Annotated in this window: 13 protein-coding genes and 3 pseudogenes; 4 read left to right on the forward strand and 12 right to left on the reverse strand. The window is 68.7% G+C overall.

The window, feature by feature from the left end; translation table 11 throughout:
- Window positions 1-73 precede the first annotated feature (73 nt).
- Complete coding sequence (locus GC106_RS26965) at window positions 74-838, forward strand: phosphate ABC transporter ATP-binding protein (RefSeq protein WP_246366786.1); 765 nt, start codon at window positions 74-76, stop codon at window positions 836-838.
- On the opposite strand, the gene GC106_RS26970 is transcribed toward GC106_RS26965, so the two are convergent.
- The 8 genes from GC106_RS26970 to GC106_RS27005 form a co-directional block, all read right to left on the reverse strand.
- Window positions 835-1,656: a sortase gene (locus GC106_RS26970; protein WP_173136281.1), complete on the reverse strand. Its 822-nt coding sequence runs from the start codon at window positions 1,654-1,656 to the stop codon at window positions 835-837. The two genes, GC106_RS26965 and GC106_RS26970, sit on opposite strands and share 4 nt — an antisense overlap.
- Window positions 1,653-4,208 carry a hypothetical protein gene (locus GC106_RS26975; RefSeq protein WP_173136283.1) on the reverse strand — a complete coding sequence of 852 codons (2,556 nt, stop codon included), beginning with the start codon at window positions 4,206-4,208 and terminating at the stop codon, window positions 1,653-1,655. Before GC106_RS26975 ends, GC106_RS26970 begins: the two co-directional genes overlap by 4 nt.
- Window positions 4,208-5,836 carry a substrate-binding domain-containing protein gene (locus GC106_RS26980; protein WP_173136285.1) on the reverse strand — a complete coding sequence of 543 codons (1,629 nt, stop codon included), beginning with the start codon at window positions 5,834-5,836 and terminating at the stop codon, window positions 4,208-4,210. Before GC106_RS26980 ends, GC106_RS26975 begins: the two co-directional genes overlap by 1 nt.
- A 2-nt stretch (window positions 5,837-5,838) precedes the next feature.
- Entirely contained in the window at window positions 5,839-6,942 is a 1,104-nt protein-coding gene (pstA, locus tag GC106_RS26985) for a phosphate ABC transporter permease PstA (protein WP_173136287.1), read from the reverse strand.
- An 8-nt stretch (window positions 6,943-6,950) separates the two neighbouring features.
- The gene (pstC, locus tag GC106_RS26990; RefSeq protein ID WP_173136289.1) at window positions 6,951-7,937 is read right to left on the reverse strand and encodes a phosphate ABC transporter permease subunit PstC; all 987 of its coding nucleotides are present in this window, start codon (window positions 7,935-7,937) and stop codon (window positions 6,951-6,953) included.
- Between the two features lie 140 nt (window positions 7,938-8,077).
- Window positions 8,078-8,569: a hypothetical protein gene (locus tag GC106_RS26995; protein ID WP_173136291.1), complete on the reverse strand. Its 492-nt coding sequence runs from the start codon at window positions 8,567-8,569 to the stop codon at window positions 8,078-8,080.
- A 120-nt stretch (window positions 8,570-8,689) separates the two neighbouring features.
- On the reverse strand, window positions 8,690-9,067 hold the full coding sequence (locus GC106_RS27000) for a YegP family protein (RefSeq protein ID WP_173136293.1): 378 nt from the start codon (window positions 9,065-9,067) through the stop codon (window positions 8,690-8,692).
- 177 nt (window positions 9,068-9,244) lie between these two features.
- Window positions 9,245-10,036, reverse strand: coding sequence for a lytic transglycosylase domain-containing protein (locus GC106_RS27005; protein WP_173136295.1), 792 nt, complete (start codon window positions 10,034-10,036; stop codon window positions 9,245-9,247).
- 172 nt (window positions 10,037-10,208) lie between these two features.
- Here GC106_RS27005 and GC106_RS27010 point away from each other — a divergent pair, with 172 nt between their 5' ends.
- Window positions 10,209-10,907 (forward strand): transporter substrate-binding domain-containing protein, encoded by a 699-nt coding sequence (locus tag GC106_RS27010; RefSeq protein ID WP_173136297.1) that lies wholly within the window; start codon window positions 10,209-10,211, stop codon window positions 10,905-10,907.
- Window positions 10,908-10,913: 6 nt separating this feature from the next.
- Here GC106_RS27010 and GC106_RS27015 read toward each other — a convergent pair whose 3' ends face one another.
- Window positions 10,914-14,081, reverse strand: coding sequence for a S41 family peptidase (locus GC106_RS27015; RefSeq protein WP_173136299.1), 3,168 nt, complete (start codon window positions 14,079-14,081; stop codon window positions 10,914-10,916).
- A gap of 125 nt (window positions 14,082-14,206) precedes the next feature.
- Between GC106_RS27015 and GC106_RS27020 the strand changes: the two are divergent.
- Window positions 14,207-14,458, forward strand: a pseudogene (locus GC106_RS27020) (class I SAM-dependent methyltransferase); the annotation flags it as partial.
- Window positions 14,459-14,606: 148 nt separating this feature from the next.
- On the opposite strand, the pseudogene GC106_RS27025 reads toward GC106_RS27020, so the two are convergent.
- The 3 genes and pseudogenes from GC106_RS27025 to mfd form a co-directional block, all read right to left on the reverse strand.
- Window positions 14,607-15,296: pseudogene (locus tag GC106_RS27025) on the reverse strand (nucleoside triphosphate pyrophosphohydrolase); the annotation flags it as partial.
- A gap of 2 nt (window positions 15,297-15,298) precedes the next feature.
- A complete protein-coding gene (locus GC106_RS27030) occupies window positions 15,299-16,264 on the reverse strand; it encodes a hypothetical protein (protein ID WP_173136301.1) in 966 nt (321 codons plus the stop codon).
- A 28-nt stretch (window positions 16,265-16,292) separates the two neighbouring features.
- Window positions 16,293-19,850 carry a transcription-repair coupling factor gene (mfd, locus tag GC106_RS27035; RefSeq protein WP_173136303.1) on the reverse strand — a complete coding sequence of 1,186 codons (3,558 nt, stop codon included), beginning with the start codon at window positions 19,848-19,850 and terminating at the stop codon, window positions 16,293-16,295.
- Window positions 19,851-20,433: 583 nt separating this feature from the next.
- On the opposite strand from mfd, the pseudogene GC106_RS27040 reads away from it, so the two are divergent.
- Window positions 20,434-20,998: pseudogene (locus GC106_RS27040) on the forward strand (hypothetical protein); the annotation flags it as partial.

Raw genomic sequence — 20,998 nt, forward strand, 5'->3', positions numbered from 1 at the left:
CGCGCCCGTGTCGACCACAGAACTCCCCCTTCAGTCCGACGAGTCCGATGAGGACTTCTTCCGCGGCAGCGAGCTGGAAGCGGTCGACGTGTCCGCGTGGTTCGGCGGACACAAAGTGCTGCAACGGGTTTCGCTGGCCATGCCGCCGGGCAGCGTAACCGCGTTGATCGGTCCGTCCGGCTGCGGCAAGTCGACGTTCCTGCGCATCCTCAACCGGATGCACGAGCTCGTCGCGGGCGCGGCGCTGGCCGGCGAGGTCCTGCTGGACGGTGTGGACATCTACCAGCCGGGCGGGCGGATCACCGAGACGCGCAGGCGGATTGGGATGGTGTTCCAGAAGCCGAACCCGTTCCCCGCGATGTCCATCGCGGACAACGTGACCGCGGGCCTGAAACTGACCGGTTCCAAGGCGTCTCGCGACGAGAAGGAGTACCTCGTCGAGTCGTGCCTGACCAAAGCGGGGCTGTGGAAGGAAGTCCGTGACCGGCTCAAGCAGCCAGGCGGCGCGCTGTCCGGTGGTCAGCAGCAGCGGTTGTGCATCGCGCGGTCGCTGGCGGTGCAGCCGGACGTGTTGCTGATGGACGAACCGTGTTCGGCGTTGGACCCGACATCGACGCGCCGCATCGAGGAGACGATCGCCGAGTTGCGCCGCGAGGTCACGATCGTGATCGTCACGCACAACATGCAGCAGGCCGCCCGGGTCTCCCAGCAGTGCGCGTTCTTCCTGGCTGAGGCGGGCACGCCGGGCCAGATCGTCGAGGCCGGGCCGACCAGGACGATCTTCGAGGACCCGGCCGACCCGCGCACCGCCGACTACGTCAACGGCCGGTTCGGTTAAAGCAGGTTCGGCAGCACGGCGACGGCCGCGGACTGGTAGACCTGCCAGGTCGCGGCCACCACCACGGGCACGCCGACCAGCCACGTCTCCCACCGGCCCCACCGGATACGCGCCCACGCGAACACCCCGACAGCCAGCAGCAACACCTGTAGCCACAGCACCAGATCGACCAGCACGCCGGTGTCCCGCTTCAGCGCGCTCTCCTCCGGCAGCAACGTCGTCGAACGTCCGCCTGGCGCGGCAACCGCGTCACCTGTGAGCGTCGTGTCCACATAGACCGTCCGTTCAGGACCGGTCAGGTCGCCGCCTTCGGCACTGATCAGCATCATCCTGCTGACCCCCGCGACCGGCGGGCGCGGATCACCGTCCCTGCGCACGCGGTCGACACGGTAGGTGAACCGTCCCTGCGCCGTGGTCACTTTGACCTCGTCGCCTGACTGGAGCCTGCCGATGTCCTTGAACGGCGCGCCGTACGTCTGCGCGCGTCCCATTAGGACAGATGTGCCGGGCTGCCCGGGCAGGGGCGTGGTCCGCCCGTGCCCGGGTCCCTGCGCGAGCTGGCTTCCCGCGGTGCCTTCGACCACGACCTCACTCAACTGAAGGCCGGGGATTTCCAGGAAGGCGATCGGCGTGCCCGCGTCGATCTTGCCGCCGGTCGGCATGCTGGTGTCCGCGAGTGTTTCCCTTGCCTGTGCGTACAACAAGGTCTGCGCACGGTCGTACTGCAGCGGCGACAGGATCAGCAGGTACGCGGCGAACCCGAACGCAAGCGCTGACAGGACGAGCAGCGCCTGCGTGAGCACACGAGCCTTGCTCATCGGGTCCTCAACCGTCGCAACCAGCGGCGAACCGGGTGGTCGGGCTGGGTCCAGACCATGGCGCCGAACGCGATCAGCCCGGCGAGCGCACCGATGCCGAGCAGGCCCGGCAGCACCCACTTGGCGAAGCCGGACGAGTCGGACCGCGTCGCGACCGAGGTCGCCTGCTTGTCCACGGTCGGCGGCGCGGTCGGGCTGGACGGCGGCGTGGTCGCGTTCGACGCGGCTCCAGCGGCCGCGCCTGCGCCGTTCCCGCCGGCGACGCCGCCCCCGCCACTGCCGAGCAGGCCACTGCTGGCACCGCTTTCACCCGGCGGCAGCAAACCGGCCGCGGGGTCCTCGGACAACCCGGGCGGAGGCGCCGGGACCACACCCTTCTGCTCCCGGACGGCCACCGCGGCGTTCCGGGTCTGTTCCCGCAGTGGGTCGCTCAACGGCACGTACCCGGTCGGCAACTGACCGGCCTCCTGGCCCGCGGCCTGGCCGGGACCGGCCGCGTAGTCCAGGAACTTCGCGTAGTTGCCCGCGGTGCCCGCGCTCAGCCCGCTCGTCGGGATCGCCGCGTACACAATGGACATACCGGGGTACGCGTTCGGGTGCATCGCGGGGATGTCCGACGTGAGCACACCGGTCTTCTCGTCGAGCGTCGTGCCACGCAACGCCAACGCGACCGCGACGTCGTCAGGTTTGACGAACTTGCCAGGTGTGGTCTGCAAGGCGGCCTGCCGCAGGCCGAAAACCCGTGAGTCGGCCAGTGTGGTGATCGCCAGCACGGCTCGTTGGCCGCCGATCTGGCGTTGGTCGACTCTCTTCAGCGTGCAGATCTGCTCGTTCACCGGGCCGGTGCAGCTCTGTGAGATGTTGGCGTACGGCCAAGCCTGCGTCGCCGCGATCGCGGCGCTGTAGAGGTTGTCCGCCACGTTGGCGTACTGGGAAAGCAGGATCTGGCCCTTGAACAGGTTGTTGTCGGTGACCACGTAGTCGTCTCGCAGTTCGAGCAGACCGACCGGCAGCTTGTAGTTGTGGAACTGCGGGTTGACGACCATGCCGTACCCGTCGTTGGCACCGCCCAGCCACGCCACCGCGTCCTTGTCCGCCGCGATGTACGACGTCAACGCGTGGATGGCGTCCAGGTCACCCAGCGAGATCACCGGATACGCCGAGGCCTCCCGGCCGATCCGGCTCTGCATGGCGGCCGTCAGCCCGGGGTTCAGCGCCAGGAACTCCGGATCCGAACCCCACCATTCCGGATTGGTCCGCAGCGCGGGGTGGTTCACGCCCGACCCGGCCATCGTCCGGTACGACTGGGTGAGCATCTTGGCCAGCAGCCGCGCGTTCAGCTTCAGCTCGGTGACCTCCCTGCCCTTCTCGTCGTCCAGCACGAAGGACACGGCCACACTGGTGATCGTGACCGGCGCGTACACCGTGGGTTTGGCCGGTTCTCCTTCTATCGCGCGGGACGTGAGCAAGGCGTTGGTCGTCCCGTCCTGCCATTCACCGCCGAGCGCGGCCATGTACTGCGCACGGGACTCGCCGTCGCTCAACGCGGTGTACCCGAGCCGGAACAGGCTTTCGTCGTGGCAGAACTTGGGCCGCCAGCTGTTGTTGAGCAGCTGGTAGGCGTAGAACGATCCGGCCAGGCCGGTCTCCTGCCGTTCGTCCAGCTGGCAGCTGGCCGCGGACTCCCGGAACGACAGGTCGAAGACGAACTTGCGGGCCCAGTTCGTCTGCGTCGCCCAGGTGGCCGCGTTCCGCAGGACGGCCTGCGGCTTGGCGCACTGCCCCCTCCGGTTCGCCGGCAGTTCGGCGTCGTTCTTGCACGTCGGATCGCCGACCGGGATCACCACGAGCGAGCACGCGGCTGTGCTGCTGCAGCCCAGGTGCGGGTTTTCGAACGCGGTGAGCAACTCGATGTCGACCTCACCCGTGCCGTCCGCGTTCGTGATACCCATGTAGTTGTTGGGCATGATCGCGTTCTTCGTGGTCTCGGAGAACGCGGGCGGATTGGCCTTGACGACCGCGCCTGCCGGCCAGCCGGTGTCGTCCTGCGTTCCACTGTAGAGCTTGCCGTCGTCCCTGGCCTTGAACGGGACAACCGACTTCACCGCGTTGGCGGCCGGGGTCGGCCCGAAGATGTCGCCCGCGTACGGGAACGGCTCGATCAGCGCGGCGGCGTTGAGCACCTGCGTGCCCATGTTCGTACCGCCGTTCCAGCAGGTCTGCTGGGTCACCTCGGTCGACTTGCCCCAGCACTGCATCACGACGACCGGGTAGGGGGCGGCGCTGCTGCCGCCCGTCCCGGTCGGCTTGAACCCGGACCACGACACCTTCACGCGCTGGCGCACCAGGCCGGAGGTCTGCGAGACCGTGACGGTGCCCTTGTACTGCTTGGTCTCGGTGTTGCTGTAGCCCTTGTCCAGGTCCTGTGTCCTGGTGACCGCGGACGTTTCCTGTTGGCCGACCGCGGTCACCGGGATGAACATCACCAGCCCGGCCGCGAGCAACGCGACGACGCTCACCAGCGCCAGCCACGGACCGATCCGAGTAACCATCAGGAAGTCCCCTCTTGCTCGGCGCGCAGTGCCCGCCGTCTGCTGACTGCTCGTGCCACGATCGCGGGCACCACCAGGACAAGGACGAGTTCGACGGCGGCGAGGATGCCCATCGCGGTGTCGGTGCCCGCCCGGCTGGCGGCCAGTTCGGTCGAGACCGCGCTCGACCCTGTGCCATCACCACCGCCGTTCGCCGACCCGATCGGCTCGCCCGTGAGCGGGTCGACCGCCCCGCCACCGTTGGGGTTGTCGGGGTCGCCCGGCCCTCCGGCGCCACCACCGGCGCCTGTGCCGTCACCGGCCCCGCCGCCACCGGCGCCACCACCGTTGCCGCCGCCGGAACCGGCACCGCCGGCCCCGCCACCGCCGCCGCCTCCGGCGCCACCACCGCCGTTCGCGCCACACGGGCCTTTGCCGACCTGGTCACAGTCCTGCGGGAACGGCGCGGTCGCGGCCAGCCGGTTGGAGCCCGGATTGTTCGGGTCGAACGTCGGGTTGTTGCATCCCCTGGCGTCCAACGACTTCTTCTCCGAGCCGGGGATCTTGTGGACCTGTTCGTACCCCGCCTGCACGAGATTCAGCGGCAGGGGCGAATACCCCAGTGGACCGGCTTTCTGCTGGCCCTGGCAGAGGAAGTAGTACGCGAACGCGCCGAGCGTCAGGCCTGCCTGTTCGTTGAGCTTCCCGTCCACCGATGTCGGCAGGATCATGTACGAGTACGACGACAACGGATACGTCCGCCGGTCGTCGTTGTTGTAGACACCGTCCAGGATCTGGGTGAGATAGGTGCTCGGATCGTCCCTGTTGGCCGTGTTGATCTGCGCCTTGGTCAGCGCCACCGCGACGTTGTAGTCCGTCGGCTCGGTGTAGTACCCGGCCTTGTTGAGCAGCTTCGCCACCGGGAAGTTCTGTGCGCGGGCGTAGGAGTACTCGACGTAACCGATCGCGCCTTCGCCGTACTGCGCGGAGATGTACGTGGCCATCTCGGTGGAGCTGCTCTTCGCGACCGATCCGTTGAACTGCGGGAAGTACGACGTCATCCCGTGTGTCCAGATGTTGCCGTGCTGCTTGGACATCCACATCGTGAACTGCGCCGACGTACCCGAGCCGTCGGAGCGGATCAACGGGATGATCTTCTTGGACGGCAGCTTGACGCCGTTGTTGTCCCGGGTGATCGCGTCGTCCGCCCAGTTGGTGATCTGCCCGGTGAAGATCTTGGTGATCGTCTCGCCGGACAGCCGCAGGTTGCGGACCAGTTCGTTGCCGCGCTTCAGGTGGTACATGAACGACGTGCCACCGGCCACGATCGGCATGTACGCGAACGGCCTGCCGTTGGGGCCGTCGGTGTTGCCGTTGCTGTCACGGATGCCGTACTGGATCTCCGACACACCGAAGTGCGACAGCTTGGCGGCGAAGTCCTGCCTGCCCCGGCTGGAGCCGACCGAGCTGTAGTTCACCTGCATGCCGAAGCTCTTGACGTCGGCGATCCACTGGTTGATCGCGTTGGCGCTCCACGTCGAGCCCGACCCGTCGATCGGGATGTACGCCTGGGCGTGCGCCGGGCCGGTCCCCGCGCTCAACGCCAGCAGCACGGCACTGGCCAGGATCGCAACGATCCGCCTGAGCATGATCAACGCCTTCCGGTCTTCGACCGCTGCGCCACCACGCGCGCGATCACGAACAACAGCAACACGACGAGCAGCAGAACCGTCGCGGCGCCGAACGCCCGTGACTGGTCGACCGCTTCGGAGGAACGAGAGAGCTGGTACGTCATCAACGGCAGGGACACCATCGGCCCCGAGGTCGGATCGAACGTGAGGTACGTGGTGTACCCGGCGGTGAGCAGCACCGGCGACGTCTCCCCGATCCCGCGCGCGATGCCCAGGATCAACGCCGTGGCAAGGGAAGGACGCGCGGTCGGCAGCACGACCCGCCACACCGTCTGCCACTGCGAGGCACCCAGCGCGAGGCTGGCCTCCCGCAGGCCGCCCGGCACGACTCGCAGCACGACCTCGGCGGAGCGCGCGATGATCGGCAGCATCATCACGCTGATCGCCAGGGACGCCGCCAGACCGCTGCGTGGCAGCCCAGCCATCAGCAGCACCGTCGTGAACACGAACAGACCGGCCACAATGGACGGCAGCGCGGTCATCGCCTCGACGACCGTCCGGACCGGGCGGGCGAATCGGCCACCGACCTCGTTGAGGAACACCGCGCAGCCCACGCCGAGCGGAAGCGTGATCGCGACCGCGATGGTGATCTCGACGAGCGTGCCGACCAGCGCGTGCAGCACACCGCCGACCGTGAGCGGGTCGAGCGGTCCGGCCGCGCTGAGATCGGAGGTGAAGAAGTTGCCGTATCCCAGTGCGTCCGCGCCGCGGTAGGCCGTGTAGCCGATCACGAAGAGCAGGGCCACACCCACCAGGCCCGCGAACGCGTGGATGATCGCCGCCGCCACCCGGTCAGCCATCACCGTGCGCGGGTGGCGCATCGCCGTGACACCCGCGTAGAGCATGAGGAACACGACGAACCAGGCGACGACAAAACCCAGCGTTCCCGAAGTGGGCAGGAGGTTCGCGTACAACACCCACACCAGGCCCAATGCCCCGAGGATCGAGCCGAGCGCGGCGAGCACGTCGTCCAGCGTCGTGGTGCTCAAGTCCCGCTTGCGCGGTTCGTCGTCGACGACGGCTGGAGCCTCCACAACGGTCCGTTCAAGAGTCGGCGCGGCCATCTCTCCTCCTAGATCTCGGTGGCCGAACCGCTGCGGGAACGGGCCACGATCATCGACGCCACGGTGTTGACCACGAGCGTGAAGAGGAACAACATCAGGCCCGCGGCCAGCAACGCGGAGAGCTGGCTCGGGGTGGCCTCGCCGAACCGCAGTGCGATCAGCGACGAGATCGTCACGCCGCCGTTCTCCAGCACCCGGAACCTGATGTCGAACACCGGCGCGAGGATCATCACCACCGCGATCGTCTCGCCGAGCGCGCGGCCGAGCGCGAGCATCGTGCCGCCGATGATGCCGCCCTTGCCGAACGGCAGCACGACCGAACGGATCACGCCCCAGCGAGTGGATCCCAGTGCCAGCGCGCCTTCCCGCTCGCCCAGCGGTGCCTGCGCGAACACCTCGCGCATGATCGACGCGGCGAACGGCAGGATCATCATCGCCACCACGAACCCGGCGATGAACGGCGACGACGTGTACATCGACTGTTCCCACGAGGCGGCGTTCACGTCGGTGTTCACCTCGAAGAACGGCAGGAAACCGAGGTACTTCGACAGCCACCGGGACAGGTAGATGATGTGCGGGGTCAGGAACACGAACCCGAACAGGCCGTAGACCACACTCGGGATCGCCGCCATCAGGTCGAGCGCCGCGATCAGCGTGCGTTTCAGCCGCGCGGGCGCGTATTCCGAAATGTACAGCGCGGTGGCCAGTGCCAGCGGGAACGCGATGACGATCGCGACTCCGGCGACCTGCAAGGTGAACAGGCCGACCGCGGCGATGCCGAGTTCCTCGCGGTCCGGGACGAACGACGCCTCGGTGAAGAATCCCCAGCCGAACTCGCGCAGCGTCGGGATCGCCTGGTAGGCAAGGAAGATCCCGATCGCGCCCATGATCAGCAGCACGGTGCCGCCCGCGGCGCGCACCACACCCCGGAACACCCGGTCGGACAGGGGCACTGATGGCCGCACCGGGCGTGGCCGGTCGACGTCCGTGGTCATCAGCCGACTGTCCTCCTTCGGCAATTCGTGGCCGGGTATTCGTGGCCGGTATTCGTGGCGGTGTCAGCGAAGCCGGTGGTGATGTCCGGCTGCGGCACGTCAGGTGAACGAGCACCCAACGTGCCGCTGCCGCCACACGGCTAGTGACTGGTCACGAACGAGCCGAAGAGGAAGCCCTGCGAGAACAGACCGGAGAAGCCCAGGCTCTCGTTCAGCGCCTGCGCACCGGCGGCCGTCAGCACCAGGTTCTGGCCGTCGATCGAGAACAACTCAAGCCTGCCCGCCTTCACCACGCCGATGTCGGTGTTGACGACCGGCGCGTACACGGTGAAAGCCTTGTCGTTGGCGGTGAACCGCAGCCCGCCGAGCAGTTCGACGACGCCGCCGCGCTTGGCGCACACCGGGAACGTGAAGGTGGGCGTGCTGCCCGTGGCCGGCCATAACGCCGTCAGCTTGATACCGAAGAAGTCCAACGCCACCGCGGCCCCCGAGTCCACGGTGACGGTCGTCTTCGCCCAGTGATGTCTGCTCTCCTGACCGGTCTCCGCCAGCGCGGGTGCCGCCATCACACTCGCACTGACACCGGCGGCCAGCAGTGCGCCGACAAGTCCGGAAACGATTCGAGTCCGCACGATTCCTCCTTCGTTGGGGTACGCCGGAGAATCTTCGAACCCGGTGCGGACCGGGGGAACCCGTCCGCGATCGTGTTCCCGAGCTAGCCGTGGCCGGCAGTCTGGGCGTTCATCTGGTTGTCAATTAACGATGTTGCTGGTCCGGCCGCGATGGCCGGGCTGGAAGACCATCACCGAGGCGTCCAGTGACGCCTCGCCGATCCGCCGCACGAACCGCTTGGCCGCCAGGTCCGCGTCGATCTTGCGGGCGAACCCCTGCGCCGACCGCGCGACCGGCACGTCCGCGAAGGACAGTTGCCACCACCATTGCCCTGAGGCCGACCGCTCGAACTCCACTCGGGCATCACCTGCCTGTTCCCGTAGGTAGTCCAGTTCCCGCACTGCCGAACCCTGGTCCGGGTGTCCGCGTACGGACACGCCCAGCACCCGGTTGTTGCCGCCGAGCAGCCGCCATCTGACGCCGCTCGTATCCGTTCTGAAGCATTGGAATCTCGCCATATCCCCTCCCCGACCGCGAGCCGGTCACCAGGTCACGGTCGGGGCCGACAATTCATCCCATGGGTGGCCGCCATGGCGTGCGGGAGGTGAACGCCACACGCGGAGTGGATTAACGGGAGGTGATCAGCGGCATCCGTTCCGCCAAACGGATGGCGACTGCCGTCACCGAATGGCGATCTACTGTTGCTGGACCGCTCGCGCGTACGCGTCCTGGCCGCTGAACACGTCCCTGGCGTACGAGACCGACTCGTTGTACGTCAGGACGGCTTTCCACCAGCCCTGCGCGTCGGTGAGGTTGTTGCCTTCGGCGCACAGGTAACGCGCTGCCGTGGCCGCCGCGTCGTCGACGTTCTGCGGGTCCGCGGGCTGACCGTCACCGCTCACCCGGACGGCCCAGCGCTTCCACGTGCTCGGCAGGAACTGCATCGGGCCGACGGCCCGGTCCCAGGTCGTGTCCTGGTCCATCACGCCGCCGTCGGTGTCCCTGATCGCCCGGAAGCCGGGTGATCCGTCCAGCGGCACCCCGATGATCGGCTTGGACAGCGTGCCGTCCGGGTTGATGGCCGTGCTGTTGATCTTGCCGTGGAAGGACTCCTTGCGGCCGATGCCCGCGAGCATGGTCCACGAGATGCCGCAGGCCGGGCTGACCTGCCGCTGGAGCTCCTCGGCCTTGCCGTACGCGATCAGCATCCGCTCGGGGATCTGCATCCGGCGGCTCAGCTCCGGCACCCGTGCCATGTCGATGGGCGGCGCCTGGAACGGCAGGGTGGTGCGCGCCGCCGGGGAGAGTCCCGGCACCGAGAACGCCGGCTGGCGGGCCGGCCGGTCGTCACCGCTGTCCCGCAGGACGAGGTACGCGGCCACGACCACGCCCAGCAACAGCCCAATGATCAGAATCCGGGGCGGCCGCCTGCGCTGGGGTCGTCGTCGCGGGGCCTCCGGCGGCGCGATCGGCAACGAGGAAGTCATCGCATCCCAGGGTACGCACTGGTGGCGGACCACCGCCGAAACGGGCCTATCGGACAAATCGGATCAACCACGGATCACCGCAGGTCAGCAGGCATAAAATGGGGTCGGCGACGCCTGACGGACGCCGCTGGTTGCCGTGACGCATTTCGCAATCGCCCGGCATAATCGGCCCATGAACGATCTTGTGCCAACCGGGACGCTGCGTGCGTCGATCAACCTCGGCAACCCGGTCCTGGCGCAGGGGACGCCGGCGCGACCGGCGGGCGTGACCGTGGACATCGCCCGCGAGCTGGGCAGACGCCTCAACACGCCGGTCGAGTTCGTCTGTTTCGACGCGGCCCGCAAATCCTTCGAAGCCTTGACCACCGGCCAGGCGGACATCGGCTTTCTGGCCATCGAGCCGGCCAGGGCGGCGGACGTCGCGTTCACCGCGCCCTACGTGCTCATCGAAGGCGTGTTCGCGGTGCCCGCCGACTCGCCGTTGCGCACCGTGGCGGACGTCGACACGGAAGGCGTACGCATCGGCGTGAAGCACGGTTCCGCTTACGACCTGTACCTGACCAGGACAAGTCAGCACGCGACCGTGGTCCGCGGCTCGGACGGCACAACCGTGTTCCAGGAGTCGGGCTTGGACGTGGCCGCGGGCATTCGTCAGCCGATGACCGAGTTCGTCGCGGCGAACCCGGGGCTGCGACTGATCGACGAACCGTTCATGCAGATCCAGCAGGCCGTCGCGACGGCGAAGGACCGTGCGCCGGAGTCGGTCGAGTTCCTGCGTGCGGTGGTCGAGGAATTGAAGGCCAACGGCTTCGTCGCCGACTCGTTGCGCCGCTCGAACCAGCCTGGCGCCCAGGTCGCCCCACCCGCCTGACGGCCGCTACAGCTCAGGGAGCGCAGGGGGACCGACCGGCGGCTGGCTCGCCAAGGCGTCGAGCGCCAGCCGGACAGCGGTATCCAGCTGAGGGTCCCGGCCGGCGGCATAGTCCATCGGAGTCGTCGGAACCTCGACGTCCGGATCGACGCCGTGGTTCTCCACGCCCCAGCCAGGCCCCCGAAGCCAAGTGGCGTAACAAGGCTGGGTCACGACCGTGCCGTCGACCAAGTGGTACCGCATGTCGATGCCAATGGTCCCGCCCCAGGTCCGCATCCCGACGACAGGGCCGAGACCCAACGACTTGATGGCCGCGTTGACGATGTCACCGTCGGACCCGGCCTGCTCGTCGGCGACGGCCACGATGGGCCCGCGCGGAGCGTCCTGCGGGTACGACTCAGGCCGCGCCCCGTCCCGGCTGATCTGCCATCCGATCACCTTGCGGGCCAGCTTCTCGATCACCAGCTGCGAAAGATGCCCACCGCGGTTCTCCCGCACGTCGACAACCAGCGCGTCGCGCCGCATCTCCAGGCGCATGTCCCGGTGCAACTGCGCCCAGCCCGCGGAAAGCATGTCCGGCAGGTGCAAGTACCCGACCCGCCCTTCGGACAAGGTGTGCACGTGCGCCCGCCGATCGGCGACCCAAGCGTGGTAGCGCAACGGGGTGTCGTCCAGCAAAGGCACGACGACCACCCGACGGGACGCCCCACCGGCGGCGGGCCCGATGGTCAGCTCGACCGGTTTCCCCGCCGCCCCGGCCAGCAGCGGAGCCGGGCCCCCGGCGCCGACGGGTCGTCCGTCGACAGCGAGCACAGCGTCCCCCACGCGGACCCCGACGCCGGGAGCACGCAGCGGAGACCGCGCCTCGGGATCGGACGTCTCCGCGGGAAGAATCCGGTCGATCCGCCACACACCGGCGTCGTCCCGGGACAGATCGGCGCCCAGCAGGCCAAGCCGGACCCGTGAATCCGCCGAGTCACGGGTCTCGAAGACGTAGGCGTGCGACGTGCCGAGCTCGCCCTGAACCTCCCACAGCAGGTCCACGAGGTCGTCGTAGGAACCGAGCCGGGGCAACAGAGCCCGGTACCTGGCAAGCTGCCCGGCCCAGTCGACGCCGCCCATGTCGCTGCGCCAGAAGTGGTCCCGCATCAGCCTGCCGGCCTCGTCATACGCCTGCCGCCACTCGGCCGGCGGGTCGACCGTCACGCGAATCCGGGACAGGTCGACGTCCACATTGTCCGAACTGTCGTCGTCGGCTTTGTGCTCCGAAGGCAGAACCCGCAACGAACGGCCGTCGTGCACGACGATCCGCTTGCCGTCGCCGCTGACCCAGAACTGGTCGAGCGCGTCGACCAGGACCTCGGCCCGGCGCTTGTCGAAGGCGAAGCGTTCCAACGAAGGCCGTGGCGGACTGTCCTCCGTGGACGCCAGATCGTGGCCGAGTTCACCGGTCAGCGGCCGCGTCATCCACAGCACACCGTCCTTGGCCGGATACAGCGACCAGTACCGGGCCGACTCGACCGGGAACGCGACGAGCCGATCGGAGATCCCTTCGATGTCAACGGAAACACGCGGGGTGCCGTCCTCGTCGTCGGACTCCTTGTCGTCATCGGACTCGGTCACCGGACGGCCCCGGACCTGCGGCGAGAACGGCGAAGGCGTGGTCGCGGTCAACGGGACCAGGTACGGCCGTGACCCACCGGCGAAGTACATGTCGAACACGTGCGCGTCGTAGTGCGGATCGAAGCTCCGCGCCGACAGGAAGGCCAGGTACTTGCCGTCCAGGGTGAAAACCGGCTCGTGGTCGTCGAACCGCAACGGCGTCACGTCCACAATGGACAAATTCGTGGTGTCGGCCATCCTGATCTGGCGCAGCGGCGGCGGCCCGGGGTGCGACCACGCCAGCCAGCCGGAGTCCGGCGAGAACTGCAGGCCGGTCGGATCGCCGTCCCTGGTCCGGGTCACCGTCCTGATCTCACCGGTCTGCACTTCGGCCAGCAGGACACGGCCGTCGTTGGTGACAACGCCGACACGTCTGCCGTCCGGCGCGGCGACGAGCTCGTGCACGCGGCCGATCTGTCCGCCGCCGATCCGCCGGGGCGCGCCGCCCTCCACCGGCATGATCTCCAGCGCCTCGTCGCCCTCGACGTCCGTCACCCAGACGACGTGTCCCGACGTGCCGAGGACCTGCGGAAGCCGCGCCCGGACACCGGGTTCGGCAGCCAGCGCGCGAGCCGGACCGTCCTGGTGCGTCAACCAGTGCACGGTCCCGCGTACCTCCACTGCGCTCGCGCGGCCGGTGTGGTCAGGCGCGGCGTCACCGAGCGACCACCGCGCGGAGATCGGGTACTGCTGACGGGAAACGCGTGGACCGCCCAGTCTGACCGGCAGTTGCCGCGGCTCGGCGTCCAGGTTGTCCAGCATCCAGATGTCGCCCGCGGAGTGGTAGACGATCCGTGTGCCGTCGGTGGACGCATTGCGGGCGTAGAACTCGTGGTCGGTGTGCCGTCTCAGGTCCGTGCCGTCAGGAAGGCACGAGTACAAGTTGCCGTTGCCCTCGTGGTCGGACAGGAACGCGATCCGGTCGCCGACCCACATCGGCGACACCAAACTGGAGTCCAGTTCGGACAGTATCCGGCTGAACTCCCCGGAGGCGGCCGTGTCCACCCACAACCGGCCGACCGTGCCGCCCCGGTAACGCTTCCAGTAAGCGGGCTCGGCCGAATCCCGCGTCTGCAGCAACACCGCACCATCCGCGCGGTAGGTGATGTCACCGACCGGGCCCCACGGCAACTGACGCGGCTGACCGTCGAGCGGAACCGCGTAGGCCCACGTGCGCCGGAACTGCGCCTGCGCGACCGAACTGACCGCGAGCACCTCACCGTCGGGATTCCAGCCGAGCACCGCGGTCTTGACCGAACCCCAGTACGTCACCCTGCGGCTTTCACCACCGTCCACCGGCGCCACGTGCACCTCGGGCTCGACGTCCCGGGTGCTCGTCCAGGCGACGTACTCGCCGTCGGGCGAGATCCGCGGCCGGGTGACCGGGACCTGGTCGGCGGACACCCGCCACGCACGGCCACCATCCAGCGGCGCGAGCCATACGTCGTCCTCGGCCACGAACGTGACCAGGTCGCCGTGCAGGTGGGGATACCGCAGGTACGCGTTACTCACTCGATCCAACTTACCGGGATGCCTACGCTGATCGCGTGTGGCAATGGGATCCCTCGCTGTACTCCCGCAGCGCCGTGTACTACTCGCGCGGCCGTTTGCCGTATCCCCCGGCGTTGGCCGGGGCCATGGCCACCGAGCTCGGCCTGGACGGCACCGGCCGCCTGCTCGACGTCGGCTGCGGGCCAGGTTCGCTGACCCTGCTGCTGGCCGACAAGTTCGAGCAGGCACTGGGAATCGACGCCGACCCCGACATGATCACGGAGGCGACCCGGCTCGCCGCTGGAAAGCCCAACACCCGGTGGCTGCACATGCGAGCGGAGGACCTGCCCGCCGGACTCGGCACGTTCAGGCTGATCACCTTCGCCCAGTCGTTCCACTGGATGAACCCACTGTGCCGGAACGGGTATTTCGGGGTGCCGGAACGGCAGTTTCGGCGTGCCGCAAAGGTGGACACAGGGTGCCGCAAAGGTGGACACGGGGTGCCGCAAAGGTGGACACGGGGTGCCGGAATGGTGGACACGGCGGTCAGTGGGGCCAGAAGCGGCGCCAGTCCTCTTCGGTCAGTGTGGCGGGGTCGAGGCCCGCGTCCTTGGCGGCGCGCTCCGCCGTGCGGACGTCCTCGGCGAACTTGCGGGCCACCGCCCGGACGTCGCCCTCGGGTTCCTCGCCCGCGATCTTGGCACGAGCAGCGGTCGCGAAGAGCCGCTCCGCCGGGCTGTCGCCGGACGGCAGGAGGTCGACGGGGAAACCGGCACGTGCGGTGCGTTGGGCGAGCTTGGCGGCGAGCGCCAGGGCGGGCGCGCCGAGGGCGACGCCGTCGATGCTGGACTCGCGCTTCTTCTCGTCCTGCTTGAGCTCCTCCCAGCGCTTTTCCTGGGTGGCCGAGTCGCGGACCGCGGGATCGGAGGCGAAGACGTGCGGGTGGCGGCCGATCAGCTTCGCGGACAGGGCCGCCGCCACGTCGTCGATGGTGAACGGGTCGTCCGGGTCCTCCTGCGCGACCCGGGCGTGGAAAAGCACCTGGAGCAGCACGTCACCGAGCTCTTCGCGCAGCGCCGCCCGGTCGCCGTCCTCGATCGCCTCGATCAGCTCGAAGCACTCTTCGATCAGGTACTGCCGCAACGACTCGTGCGTCTGCTCGGCGTCCCAGGGACACCCGCCCGGGGAGCGGAGGCGGTCCATCACCGCCACCGCTTCGAGCAGCTTCTCCCCTGGCGTCACTGTTGCCGGCTGGTCTTGGCGGGCTGGACCGTGCTGACGACCGAGGCCTCCTCGCCGGACACGACCTTCAGGTTCACCGGGTCCCACGTGCCGAACCGCGGGTTGGGCTCGACCTTGGTCTGCTGGGCCAAGCCCACCAGCTGGGCCTGGCCGGCCTGCGCCAGCTGCAACGGCTGGACCGAGCTCGCGTCGAAACCGGCGGGCGGCTGCGCGGCCTGGCGGGACTTCAGGTAGAAGACGATGTAGCCGCCCTGTTCACCGGTCAGCCGGGTGGACACCACCGAACCGGCGGGCAGGTTGAACAGCGGCGAGGTGGCCAGCGAGACCAGCTGGTCCGGGCTCTCCGCGTCCGCGGGGCCCTGCTTGGCGTTCAGGATCGGGTCGCGCACCGGGTTCGGTGCGGCCTGCATCAGCTGGGCGGACCGCGCCGGGTCGTCGGCGACCTGCTTGGCCAGCTTCTGCGCGTCCGCGAAGTTCTCCAGGAACGCCACGTCGTACTCGAAGCTGGACCGGCCGATCGCGCGGCCGCCCAGCTCGACCAGCATCAGCCGGTAGCGGGCGACCTCCTTGGCCGGGAACGCCGCGTCGACCACGGCCTGGAACGGGTCGCCCTGGGTGGCCTGCGGACCGGTCAGCACCGGGATGCTCTGCTCGACAAGCTGCTCGTCGAGCCGGATGCCCGCCCGCTCGGCGGCCTGCTTGGTCAGCTGGTTGAGCGCCTCCTGCGTGACGATGCCCCGCGAGACCACGTCCAGCTTGCGCTGGCGGGCCTGGTCCTGTGCGGCCTGGTTGGTGGCCAGCAGCTCGTTCAGCCTCTGCTGGACCTGTTCGACCGTGGACACCTTCACGTCACCGACGGTCAGGGCGACCTTCGGGTCCCCCTGTCCGGCACTGCAACCGGCCACAAGCAGGGCGGTCGCGGCGATCATCCCGATGGAGCGGCGCATGGCAGCAGTCGTCACGGTGATTAGCCTCTCATAGGTGGATCGGTCACCCGACTGGGGCCGGGGCGATCACCAGGCTCTCCAGGAAGTCCGCGCACCACTTGAGCAGCTCCTGGTCACGCAGCTGCGGCGCACCGATCCGGCCACCGGCGGGCCCCTCGGTCGGCCGCGGCACCACGACGGTGTTCGTGACCGCCTTGTAGTTCGCCTTCGGGTGCAGCCGCTTGAGCCGGATGAGCTGGGAGTCGCGCAGGTCGAGCGGGGCGAACCGGATCGACGTGCCCTGCGTGGTCACCTCCGTGACGCCGTGCCTGCGACACGTGTGGCGGAACGTGGCCACCGCGAACAGCCGCTCGACCGGCAACGGCGGCGCGCCGTAGCGGTCCTTGAGCTCCTCCATCACACCGGCGAGCTCGTCGGCGTCACGGGCCGCCGCGATCTTGCGGTACGCCTCCAGCCGCAAACGTTCGCCAGGCACGTAGTCGTGCGGGATGTGCGCGTCCACCGGCAGGTCGACCCGGACCTCGGCCAGCTCCTCCTCGCCCTCGGGCCCTTCGGCGCCCGCGTGCCGGCGGAACGCCTCCACGGCCTCACCGACGAGCCGGACGTACAGGTCGAAGCCGACGCCCGCGATGTGCCCGGACTGCTCGGCGCCGAGGATGTTGCCCGCGCCACGGATCTCCAGGTCCTTCATGGCCACCGCCATGCCCGCGCCGAGCTCGGTGTTCTGCGCGATGGTCGCGAGCCGGTCGTGCGCGGTCTCGGTCAGCGGGGCCTCGGGCGGGTACAGGAAGTACGCGTACCCGCGCTCGCGTCCACGGCCGACCCGGCCGCGCAACTGGTGCAACTGGGCCAGGCCCAGCAGGTCACCGCGTTCGACGATCAGCGTGTTGGCGTTGGAGATGTCCAGGCCGGTCTCGACGATCGTGGTGGACACCAGCACGTCGTGCTCGCGTTCCCAGTAACCCTGGATGATCTTCTCCAGCCGGTCCTCGTTCATCTGGCCGTGCGCGGTGACCACACGCGCCTCGGGGACGAGCTCACGAATCCGCTTGGCCGCGCGCTCGATCGTCGAGACGCGGTTGTGCACGAAGAACACCTGGCCGTCGCGCAGCAGCTCACGCCGGATCGCGGCGGCCACCTGCTTGTCGTCGTAAGCACCGACGTACGTCAGGATCGGGTGCCGGTCCTCCGGCGGGGTCAGGATGGTGGACATCTCCCGGATGCCCGCCAGCGACATCTCCAGCGTCCGCGGGATCGGCGTCGCCGACATGGTCAGCACGTCGACGTGTGTCCGCAGCGCCTTGATGTGCTCCTTGTGCTCGACGCCGAAGCGCTGCTCCTCGTCGACGATCACCAGGCCGAGGTCCTTGTAGCGGATCCCGGTCTGCAGCAGCCGGTGTGTGCCGATCACGATGTCGACCTCGCCGTCCGCGAGGCCGGCGATGACCTTCTCGGACTCCATCGGATCGGTGAACCGGGACAGGCCCTTGACGTTCACCGGGAACGACCGCATCCGCTCGGCGAACGTGTTCAGGTGCTGCTGGGCCAGCAGGGTGGTCGGGACGAGCACGACGACCTGCTTGCCGTCCTGCACCGCCTTGAACGCCGCGCGGACCGCGATCTCGGTCTTGCCGTAGCCGACGTCGCCGCAGATCACCCGGTCCATCGGGACGCCGCGCTCCATGTCGGCCTTGACCTCGTCGATCGCCGCCATCTGGTCGACGGTCTCGGTGAACGGGAACGCGTCCTCCAGCTCCCGCTGCCACGGCGTGTCCGGTCCGAACGCGTGGCCGGGCGCGGACTGGCGAGCCGCGTAGAGCTGCACGAGCTCGGCCGCGATCTGCTTGACCGCCTTGCGCGCCTTGGCCTTGGTGTTCTTCCAGTCCGAGCCGCCGAGCTTGTTCAGCGTCGGCAGCTCGCCGCCGACGTACCGGGAGACCTCGTCGAGCTGGTCGGTCGGCACGAACAGCCGGTCGCCCGGCTGGCCGCGCTTGGACGAGGCGTACTCCAGCACGAGGTACTCACGCGTGGCGCCTGCGACGGTGCGCTGGACCATCTCGATGTACTTGCCGATGCCGTGCTGCTCGTGCACCACAAAGTCGCCGGTCTTGAGCGCCAGCGGGTCGACGGCGTTGCGGCGCCGGGACGGCATCTTCGCCGACATGTCCTTTGTGGACGTGCCGTGCCGTCCGCCGGTCAGGTCGGTCTCGGTGAGCACGACCAGAGCGGACTCCGGCGCGACGAACCCGTCTTCCAGCGCACCACGCACGACCGTGACGACACCCGGTTCCGGCGCCTCGGTCAGCCCGTCGGCCGCGAACCTGGCCGCGACCTCGGCCTCGCCCAGCTGCTCGACCGCACGCTGCGCGGTACCCGAACCAGGCACCACGAGGACCGCGGCGCCACCGGCCGCGGTGTGCGCACGCAGGTCGGTGAAGGCACGCTCGATGTCGCCGCGATACGAGTCAACCGGCTTGATGCCAAGGGAAAGCACGTCCTGGGCACCGGTGAGCTGGCTCAGCGTCCACCAGCGGCGCCCGGTGTCACGCGCGTGCGACACGACTTCGGCCAGCTCGCGGTACGCCGACGCGCCCAGGTCGATCGGCGCCTTGCCGCCGCCCGCCGCCGCCATCCAGGACGCTTCGAGGAACTCCTGGCCGGTGCGGACCAGGTCGTGCGCCCGCGTGCGGATCTTCTCCGGGTCGATCACCAGCACGTGCGAGCCGTCCGGCAGGACGTCGGTGAGCAGCTCCAGCTCGCCGACGCAGAGCACGGGGATCAGCGCCTCCATCCCCTCGACCGGGATACCGCCGGAGAGCTTGGTGAGCATCTCGGCCAGGTGCGCGTCGCCCGCGTGGTCGGTGGCCAGCTCGGCCGCCCGGCGCTTCACGTCCTCGGTGAGCAGCAGCTCACGGCACGGAGGCGCGACGACCTCGGTGACCTTCGTCGGCAAGGAACGCTGGTCGGCCACGGCGAACGGCCGGATCTCGCTGACCTCGTCGCCCCAGAACTCGATGCGGAACGGGTGTTCCGCGGTCGGCGGGAACAGGTCGAGGATGCCGCCGCGCACAGCGAACTCGCCGCGCTTCTCGACCATGTCGACACGGCTGTACGCGAGCACGACGAGCCGCTCGACCAGCTGCTCGAAGTCGTGCTCCTCGCCGTTCTTGAGGTGCACGGGGGCCAACTCGCCCAGGCCGGGCGCCATCGGCTGGATCAGGCTGCGGATCGTCGAGACGATGACCTTGAGCTGCGGCCCTTCCGGGTGCGCGAGCCGTCGCAGGACGGACAGGCGCTGCGCGACCGTGTCCGCGCGCGGCGACAACCGCTCGTGCGGCAACGTCTCCCACGAGGGGAACGCCGCAACGGCGTCCTTACCGAGCAAATCCCCCAAAGCGGCCGTCAGGTCGTCGGCTTCACGCCCCGTCGCGGTGACGGCCAGGACCGTCGAATGGGCAGCGAGCGTCGCGGCCACCACCGGGCGAACCGCGGGTGGACCCTCCAGTTCGTACACCGGAGCACCAGCGGCTTCGGCGACGGCCGTGACCGCGGGATCAGCGGACAGGCCGGCCAACAGACCAGTCAGCGGAGCGTGAGTCACGGAAGTTCCCCTTGCCGAAGAGTCGGACCCACCAAGCTTACGTCGGCCCACCGACAGTGTTTGATTGTCCTCGCTCCGCTCGGACGGGCTTGGCCGCCCAAAGCCGGCCGTTTCCACCCCACCCCACGCAACCGACACCGCACGACGCCCACCGACCGCCATAGCCAGGGCGGCGCCGGGCGCCCAGCTCAGCCCTCGTGAGTGTTTATCCGGGTTAGAACACGGATAAACACTCACGAGGGGTTCCTGGGGGTTCGCGTGCTGGGGTTCGCCTAGGCCATCTGTCCGAACTTCCACGACAGGGTGATCGGTTTCGCTTGCGCGACGACTCCACGCTGGTTACGTTGCGATTCAGAACAGAGCCGGGGGGCTCGGTCAGCTGGGGGGATTCAGGGTGAGACGTGCCCTAGTTTGTGCTGCCTGCATTGTGGCGTCCTTCTCCGTGGCGGCGCCTGTCGCCGCGTATGCGGGGCCGTCGGTGGTGGTGAACGCGGAGCAGCCGTCTGATGACTGGGTTTGGGTGCGTTATTTGGCGAGTGCGCATCCGTACAGCACGGTCCGGACTGCGGCGTGGTCGGCGTTGGTGAGTAGTGATCCGGATGCGGCGATCGCGGCGTTTCTGGAGTGGGGTTACGACTACGCGGTGGAGCGTGCGCAGCAGCGTCGTGCGCGGAATATGGACTTCATCCGTCGGGTGTATGAGACCACGACGGTGGAGTATTCGCCGGAGGTGCACAACGAGGCGAAGCGGTTGCTGGGTGCGGGTGTGACGGACTCGGAGCGTGAGACGTTTGTGCGTTCTGGGTATGAGGCTGCTCGGTCGCGTGATCGGGTGTATCGCGATGAGGTGGGTGCGCAGAAGCAGGCGTTGGTGCAGCGGGATCGGGATTTTGTCCGGTTGTTGTCGGTGAACGATCCGGGTGAGCAGGTGCGGTTGTCGGCGTCGTATGCGGTGCGGGAGGGGTCGACGGATGATGATCTGGTCGAGTTCTTCGCGTATGGCTGGGCGACGGGTTCGCGGTTGGATCTGGAGGTGTTCCGGATGCGGCAGGCGAACGAGAACATGCGGTGGCGGGCGACGGTGTTGCGGTTGATCGTGGATGCGGAGGCTGCGGAGAAGGCGGCGCGGGAGGCGTCGGAGGAGACCA

Source organism: Kibdelosporangium persicum (assembly GCF_013280595.1).
Lineage (GTDB): Bacteria > Actinomycetota > Actinomycetes > Mycobacteriales > Pseudonocardiaceae > Kibdelosporangium > Kibdelosporangium persicum.